Here is an 8,900-nt window from a genome sequence, read left to right as displayed (position 1 = left end):
AAATGTCCTTCATCCTAGTTATGAAGCACAATTCTCGGTTGTTCCATCATGAAAAATGTCCTTCATCCTGGTTATGAAGGACATTTCTCGGTTTTTTCAACATAAGAATTGTCCTTCATCCAAGGTTATGAAGGACAAATCCTACATAAAATGCCTTTTCTATAAAACCTTTAAGAATTTTCAGGTTACAATTAACGACTCACTGCCCCCGGAAAAATCTCTTATAACGGTTTAATTCGCCATATATCCTCAGCATACTCCTTAATCGTCCGGTCGCTTGAAAACGAGCCAGCATTGGCAATATTAGTTAAACTCATTTTTTGCCATTTTATGGTGTCCAAATAGGTTTCACCTACTTTGAGCTGAATGTCTGCATATGGTGCAAAATCCTTCAGCACAAAATATTGGTCGTTTTCCCCAAGGAGCGAGTCGAAAATTGGCTCAAATTCATTATAAACACCTGGAAAAAAGCCGTTTACAAGCTGGTCGACTGCTTGACGGATCCTCGAGTCATGATGATAATACCCTACGGATTCATACCCTCCATGCTGATAATAATGAAGTACTTCATCGGAGGTCAGCCCGAAGGTAAATATATTTTCATCACCAACAAGTTCCCGTATTTCAATATTCGCCCCGTCTAATGTCCCTACAGTTAAAGCGCCGTTAATCATAAATTTCATGTTACCAGTACCGGAAGCTTCTTTGCTTGCGGTGGAGATCTGCTCACTTACATCGGCAGCCGGAAAGATTTTTTCTGCCAAGGAAACCCGGTAGTTTTCAAGAAAAATAACCTTCATCCGCCCGCCAACATCCGGATCATTGTTGATTATTTCTGCTGCTGAATTAATTAACTTAATAATCTTTTTAGCATAATAATATCCAGGAGATGCTTTTGCACCGAAAATGAAGACTCTTGGAACCATGGAATAACTTGAATCCTCTTTGATCCGGTTATAAAGATGCATGATATGCAAGATATTAAGAAGTTGGCGTTTATAAGCATGAAGTCGTTTTACCTGAACATCAAATATTGCATGAGTATCCACAGCAACGCCAGTCTTGTCCAAAATAATTTTGGAAAGTTGCCCCTTATTTTCCTTTTTTATCTTTCTTAATTCTTCCAATACTGCAGTATCATTTTGATAGTGCAGTAATTGTGAAAGTTCTTCCGCTGATTGGATCCAGGATGAACCAATCAATTCCGTTATGAAAGAAGCTAATTTCGGATTCGCTTTTAACAGCCAGCGGCGGTGGGCGATTCCATTGGTTTTATTATTAAACTTTTTCGGATAAAGCTGATAAAAAGATTTCATCTCGCGCTTCTTGAGAATTTCCGTATGAAGCTTGGCTACACCATTCACACTAAAGCTCCCGACAATCGCCAAATGAGCCATTTTTACGAAACCGTCAGCAATAATGGCAAGCCCGGCTATGCGATCCCAATCACCTGGGGTCTCATCCCACAGTTCACGGCAAAACCGCTCATTAATCTCTTCTACAATCATATAAATTCTCGGCAGCAGCGGCTGAAAAATACGGATCGGCCATTTTTCCAATGCCTCGGAAAGGGTCGTATGATTCGTATACGAAATAGTATGGGTTGTAATGTGCCATGCCTGGTCCCAATCAAAACCTTCCTCATCAATCAAAATTCTCATTAATTCTGGAATGGCAAGAACTGGATGTGTATCGTTAATATGAATGCAAATATGTTCATGTAGATCATCTAATCTGCCATGTTGTTTTCGGTAGTTTTTCAGGATGGACTGAATACTGGCGGAAACTAGAAAATATTGCTGCTTTAATCGCAAAATTTTTCCTTCATCATGGGTATCGTCCGGATATAAAAATTCCGAAATCATTTCCGTTTCACGCTTATACTTTAAGATATCATCATGAATGGGGAATTGCGAAGGCTCAGCATTCCATAATCGCAATGTGTTAACAGTTGTCGATTGATACCCGATGACTGGCATATCATGCGGAACAGCTGTTACCGTTTCAGCATTTAAATGATGAAACGTTAGGCGTCCATTTTCCATATTTGATTCCACTTTTCCCCAAAAACGCACTTTAACCGCCAAATCTGCCTTACGAACTTCCCAAACGTTGCCGCTCTTCAGCCATTGTTCCGGAAGTTCCACTTGGTAGCCATCAACTATTTTCTGTTCAAACAAGCCATGTTTATAGCGGATGCCATGTCCATGACCAGGAAGATTCAAGGAGGCAAGGGAATCCAAAAAACAGGCTGCCAGCCTTCCTAAACCGCCATTTCCTAAGCCCGCATCCGACTCCAATTCCTCTAGATCTGTTAAACAAATTCCCAATTCGTTAAGACCTTCTTCAACCACTTCTTCAACGCCGAGATTAATTAAATTTTGTCTTAACAGTTTTCCGAGCAGATATTCAATCGATAAATAGAAGACCTGTTTTCCTGTTGAAGCGAGTTGACGTTCGTTCGTAGCGATCCAATCGTTACTGACAAATTCACGAACCATCTGGCCAAGAGTTTCATAATGATCCCGTGCTGTACTTTCCGCTAAACTCTTGTTGTATAACATTTCAAGCCGTTTGCAAAACGATTCCTTAAATTTCTCCTTGTTAGAAAACATGTGTAACACTCCCTGTGACAATCTCAGCGTAAAGCTGATTATAGCGGAATGCTGATTGAGCCCAACTATAATCTATTTCCATCGCCTGCTTCACAATGGAGTTCCACGCTTTCCGATTCTTATAGAAAGTTAATGCTCGCTGAATGGTATAAAGCATGTCATGGGCGTTAAAGTTTTTAAATGAAAAGCCATTTCCTTCTCCTGTGAATTCATTCCATGCTTTCACCGTATCATTTAAGCCCCCTGTTTCACGAACAATCGGGACCGCACCATACCTCATCGCGATCAATTGTCCTAGTCCACATGGTTCAAACATAGAAGGCATTAAGAACAAATCTGCTGCAGCATATAACTTATGGGCCAGGGCTTCATCAAATCCTGTATAAACCTTTAATTTTTCTGGATAGACTCTGGCAGCCTGCCGTAAATATTCTTCAAATTCCCATTCGCCTGTACCGAGAATAATGAACTGCAAGTCTTCATGTAAAATTTCTCTTAGGACACATTTGACAAGATCCAGTCCCTTTTGCTTTGTAAGACGTGAAATCATTACGATTAAAGGCGTACCGGCACTTTGCTTCAGACCAAATTGCTTTTGAATTTCACGCTTATTCACTGCCTTTTTTTGTAGGCTTGAAGCAGTATAGGCTTGAAAAATATAAGGGTCGTCAGCTGGATTATAGAATTCCTCATCGATTCCGTTTAAGATACCAAGAAGGTCCTCATCGCGCTCCCTCAAAAGACCATCAAGCTTTTCGCCAAAGGCTGGAGTTTGAATTTCATATTTATAAGTAGGGCTCACCGTAGTAATTTTGTCGGAAGCGACAAGCCCGCCTTTCATAAAATTGACATTCCCAAAAAACTCCAAATGGCTAGGGTGGAAAGAACGGTCATCAAGCCCTAATAAATCCTCCAACACCACTTTTGGAAAGATCCCTTGGAATTGCAGATTATGAATCGTAAATACAGTCCGAATCAATCCATAACCTTTTCGCTTATAATATTCCATTCTTAAAAGATAAGGAATGATAGCTGTATGCCAATCATGACAATGAAGTACATCCGGATAAAATTCTAGCTCAGCCAACGCTTCAAGAACAGAGCGGCTAAAATATGCGAACCTCTCCCCATCATCAAAATAACCATAGAAGCCTTCCCGCTTAAAATAGTATTCATTATCGATAAAGTAATAAGTAACTCCTCTGTGCTCAAGTTCTTCAATTCCGCAATATTGCTTGCGCCAACCGACCGATACGGTAAATTCCTTAATCTTCTTCATGCGCTTTTTATATTCATCGGAAATGGTTCCGTACTTTGGAAGCATGACCCTGACATCTGTACCAAGTTTCATTAATTCTTTAGGGAGGGAACCTGCAACATCTGCAAGTCCTCCAGATTTGGCAAATGGGGCACATTCTGAAACAGCAAATAATACTTTCACGAGTTCATCAACGCTCCTTGCTTGATCCCTTTGCGAACAACATACGGCGAACGGGCTGACCCTGTTAAATGGGTTCCGGCTTCGATCATGACGTCCTTATCAAGAATGACTGAATCTAAATAACAATTATCTTCAATTTGGCACTTCTGCATGATAATGCAATTTTTAATAACGGTGCCTTTGCCGATTTTGACCCCGCGGGAAACAATGCTATTTTCTACTGTTCCGTGGATAATACAGCCGTTAGCAATCATCGAGCCTCTGACAGACGATCCATTTAAATATTTCGTCGGTGGCTCATCTTTCACTTTTGTAAAAATAGGCCGCTCTTTAGCAAATAATTCTTTCCAAACTTCTGATTGCAATAAATTCAAACTGGTAGTGTAATAATTTTCAATGGAATCGATCATTGCAGCATACCCATCATATTGATAGTGACAAATGCTAAACTCATTATGAATGTCAGTCACAACATCCTTCATGCATGTATATCCGGTTTGGAGTCTCGTTTCGATTAACTTTATTAATAAAGAAGTTTTTGTTAAATAAATTTCTAGTGGTCTTCCATTTCGATCATGGATTTCAGTAATATCACAGCCTGATTCTTCGTGCCATTCCATGAGTGAACGGAAATTCATGTTAAAAACCGTATAACAATTAGCAATAATGGCGTATTCCTGTGTACTGCGGTAAAAATAATCCATATTGGCAGCAAACAACTCAAACGAACCGACACGGTGTGGATCAGCATCTATAATGGATGACGGGAAAAAGAATAAACCATCGCGCTTGCGGTTTAAATCCCACTCTTTCCCTGAACCTAAGTGATCCATCAACGACCGATATTGCATTTTAGGGAAAATGGCCACGCTTCTAATCCCTGAATTAACCATATTCGAAAGGATAAAATCAATGATTCGATAGCGTCCTGCAAACGGTAAGGCTGCAAGTGAACGGTGGATTATTAAATCTTCTAGATCTTCATGATAGGTAGTAGCATCAATGACGCCTAACAGCTTTCTCTTCACTCCATATTCCCTCCAGATTTTTATTAAAGACTTGCCCCATTGCCTTCGAAACTTAAGCTAAATTTAGTATTTAATTCGCTGCAGACCTGAGTCCGCTTAACATTTCTCTTGTAACAAGAATAATTTCATCATCAAGCGGACGGATCACTGTCCCATCTGGTATGGCACAATCATACTGAACGATTGCTTTTTCAATAAAACAGTTTTTTCCAATTACTGTATCGGGCATTATAACGGATTCTTTAATTCGGGAGTAAGCTCCTACTTCTACTCCATGGAATAGTACAGAATGATCGATATCCCCTTCAATTGTACATCCCTCATTAATTAAGGAATCCTTTACAATCGCACTGGGAGCAATATATTGCGGCGGCCGATTTGGATTTACGGAATAAATTCTCCAATCATAATCAAACAAGTCTAATTCGCAATCTTCTTTTAATAAATCCATATTCGCTTCCCATAAGCTTCGAATGGTTCCTACATCTTTCCAATACCCTTTAAATGGATAAGCAAACATTTTTTTGTTTGATTTCAACATTGCCGGGATGATATCTTTCCCAAAATCATGACAAGAATTGGATTTGCGGTCATCCATTTCCAAATATTCTTGAAGTATATGCCAGTTAAAAATATAAATGCCCATCGAAGCTAGATTATTTTTCGGTTGACTCGGTTTTTCCTCGAAATCTATAATCCTCATATTTTGGTCTGTATTCATGATGCCAAAACGACTTGCCTCATCCCATGGTACTTCAATTAAAGAGATCGTTACATCGGCTTTCTTCTCAATATGATAATTGAGCATATCCTCATAATTCATTTTATAGATATGGTCACCCGAAAGAATTAACACATAATCAGGCTGATATTGCCTCAGATAATTCAAATTTTGAAAAATGGCGCTTGCTGTTCCCGTATACCACTTTACATCGGAAGACTCGCTGTATGGAGGTAATACGGTTACGCCGCCATCCTTGCGATCAAGGTCCCATGCGCTGCCAATTCCAATATAGGAATTTAATAACAATGGCTGATATTGGGTTAACACCCCTACAGTATCAATTCCTGAATTTGTACAATTACTTAAGGTAAAGTCAATAATCCGATATTTCCCCCCAAATGGTACAGCAGGCTTTGCCAGATCCTTTGTCAGTGAATTAAGTCTGCTGCCTTTTCCTCCTGCCAACAGCATGGCTACGCACTTTTTCTTTGCCATTCCCTTTTCTCTCCTTACGTTTTTTTACTGGTCTTATAATTTGAAATCCAAATGGTGCAATCGATAGATGAATTGAAAATGGCTGATTGTGAAATGGTACTTCCTCCGCTAACAAGATCTTTTTATTAACGAACCCCGCACCGCCATATTCCTCTTGATCACTATTGAAAATCTCCCGGTACTCCCCTGAACCCGGAATTCCAATGCGAAATTCCGGATAGCTAATACCAGTGAAATTACAGATGATAATTAATATGTCTTCTGCTTTTTTTCCTTTACGGATGAAGGAAAAAATGGACTGCGTATTGTTATTGGCATCAATCCATTGAAAACCGTCGTACAAATGATCTAATTCATATAATGCTTTGGAACGTTTGTATAACTTAATCAGCATTTTGACATAGGCATTTAATTTTTGATGCATATCATACTCCAGCAAATTCCAATCCAGCTGTTCTTTATCTTTCCATTCAGCAAACTGCCCCAATTCAAATCCCATAAATAAAAGCTTTTTCCCGGGGTGAGTAAACATATACCCGAGCAGCAGCCGCAGTTGGGCAAACTTTTCCCAATAATCTCCCGGCATTTTATCAAGCAATGATTTTTTCCCATGGACGACTTCATCATGGGAAAAGGGAAGCATAAAATTTTCTGAAAAGGCATATAAGAGTGAAAACGTTACATTATTGTGTTCATGTGAACGATAGTATGGAGGAGTTTCCATATACTTAAGAATGTCGTTCATCCATCCCATATTCCATTTATAATCGAAACCCAAGCCTCCATAATGAATGGGTGCAGTAACTTGTGGAAAATCTGTAGAGTCCTCTCCAATCATTAAAAAACTCGGATTGTATTCATGGACTTCTTTGTTCAGCTTTTTCAAAAAAGCTATCCCATAAGGATTTATATGTTTTCCGGAAGTGGCATTCGGCCAATAGATAATATTGGCAACAGCATCCATCCGAAACCCGTCAATATGAAAATAATCGATCCAAAAGCGGGCATTTGAAATCAGAAAGCTTTGCACTTCACCTTTTCCAAGATCAAAATTAGCTGTTCCCCATACAACATTTTCTCTGTCCCTTGCATGCTGATAAGAATACAGATGTGTGCCATCAAAGCGGTATAGCCCGTGGGCGTCTTTGCAAAAATGTCCAGGAACCCAGTCAAGAATGACACCAATCCCATTCTGATGGCATCTGTCAACAAAATACCTGAAATCATCCGGTGTCCCAAATCTAGAGGTTACCGAAAAATATCCTGTTCCTTGATACCCCCACGAAGCATCAAGCGGATGTTCTACTAGAGGTAATATTTCAATATGTGTGAAACCATGATCAATTACGTAAGGAATAAGTTCGTCAGCCAATTCTTTATATGTAAAATGACTGCCATCGGGTTTAGTCTTCCAAGATCCCAAATGTATCTCATAAATGACAATGGGCTCGGACAAATCATTCCTTTGGGACCTGCGATTCATCCAATGTATGTCCTGCCACTGGAAATCGCTAAATGAGTAAACAATTGAGGCAGTATTGGGTCTTAACTCCGAGTAAAATGCATATGGATCAGATTTTAGAAGTGTTTCACCAGTTTGTGAGAAAATTTCATACTTATACATACGTCCTTCTAAGTCCTGATTGACAATAATAACCCATACTCCCTCATCATTTACCTTCCTCATTTCATATCCTTGACCATTCCAGCTATTAAAATCTCCTACAAGCCTTACTAATTTGGCGTTAGGAGCCCATACGCAAAATCGTGTAAATACTCGATCGGAATCCTTATGGATATGAGCGCCAAAAAGCAGATGACTTTGAAAAAGATTTCCCTCATGAAATAGATGCAGCTGATAATCCGTAGGAAATAATGTGTTCACTGTCATGGCTCTCCTCATCCTCATTGAAAATATATATTACATTTAAATTATAAAGGTAATTTCCAAATATTCTTCAAATACTTTTTTATCTTTTCAGACAATTTATCAGAAATAATGATACATTTCGATTTCAGTCGACTGGACTCATTTTATTTCGACAAGAAATCCTACAACATTCAACATAAATGTAGAAAAAATATTTTAAGAATATTATTTTTAGAATAATATTTTTTGGGAAAATAACGTTTTTTGCTTCATAAGAAGGGGAAATTTTTAATTCTATTATTGAATTAGTTTTTTATTTTGATATTAAAAGGAAGGATGAATTGAATTATTTCCCGGAATATCGTGTGTAAGGAGAATATTAAAAGGAAGATAAAGGAGTAAAATTGGTTTAGCAGTCCGCGTTATATCTTTTATGCCAGGAATGAAGAACAAAACTCAGAAGTAATAAAAAATATTCTTCATTGGTAAATGAAGAGCAAAAAATCGGTTCCGGTATTTAAAAATCGGCATTTATATGCATAATTGAAACAAAGTGAACGAAATAATTTAAAATACAAAAAAGCTGATGAGTAATTGTCATCAGCTTTTTCTTATGACCCCTACGGGATTCGAACCCGTGTTACCGCCGTGAAAGGGCGGTGTCTTAACCGCTTGACCAAGGGGCCTAATGGCGGAGAAGGAGGGATTTGAACCCTCGCGTCGGTTA

5 protein-coding genes and 1 tRNA gene are annotated in these 8,900 nt (G+C 38.8%); all 6 read right to left on the bottom strand.

Going from position 1 to position 8,900, the window contains the following annotated elements:
- Positions 1-221 precede the first annotated feature (221 nt).
- Complete coding sequence (locus BFU02S_RS12985; protein WP_066371366.1) at positions 222-2,615, bottom strand: glycogen/starch/alpha-glucan phosphorylase; 2,394 nt, start codon at positions 2,613-2,615, stop codon at positions 222-224.
- Positions 2,605-4,056 carry a glycogen synthase GlgA gene (gene glgA / locus BFU02S_RS12980; RefSeq protein WP_066371364.1) on the bottom strand — a complete coding sequence of 484 codons (1,452 nt, stop codon included), beginning with the start codon at positions 4,054-4,056 and terminating at the stop codon, positions 2,605-2,607. Before glgA ends, BFU02S_RS12985 begins: the two co-directional genes overlap by 11 nt.
- Positions 4,053-5,084, bottom strand: coding sequence for a GlgC family sugar phosphate nucleotidyltransferase (locus BFU02S_RS12975; RefSeq protein WP_066371363.1), 1,032 nt, complete (start codon positions 5,082-5,084; stop codon positions 4,053-4,055). The genes glgA and BFU02S_RS12975 overlap by 4 nt, the downstream gene beginning before the upstream one ends.
- A gap of 70 nt (positions 5,085-5,154) precedes the next feature.
- Positions 5,155-6,303, bottom strand: coding sequence for a glucose-1-phosphate adenylyltransferase (locus tag BFU02S_RS12970; protein WP_066371360.1), 1,149 nt, complete (start codon positions 6,301-6,303; stop codon positions 5,155-5,157).
- Positions 6,245-8,194, bottom strand: a complete 1,950-nt coding sequence (gene glgB / locus BFU02S_RS12965) for a 1,4-alpha-glucan branching protein GlgB (RefSeq protein ID WP_066371359.1) — start codon at positions 8,192-8,194, stop codon at positions 6,245-6,247. Before glgB ends, BFU02S_RS12970 begins: the two co-directional genes overlap by 59 nt.
- A gap of 593 nt (positions 8,195-8,787) precedes the next feature.
- Positions 8,788-8,859: transfer RNA gene (locus BFU02S_RS12960), tRNA-Glu, on the bottom strand.
- Positions 8,860-8,900: the final 41 nt, after the last annotated feature.

Source organism: Neobacillus fumarioli NBRC 102428 (assembly GCF_001591485.1).
GTDB lineage: Bacteria > Bacillota > Bacilli > Bacillales > Cytobacillaceae > Neobacillus > Neobacillus fumarioli.
This window is presented reverse-complemented; position numbering and strand designations above follow the sequence as displayed.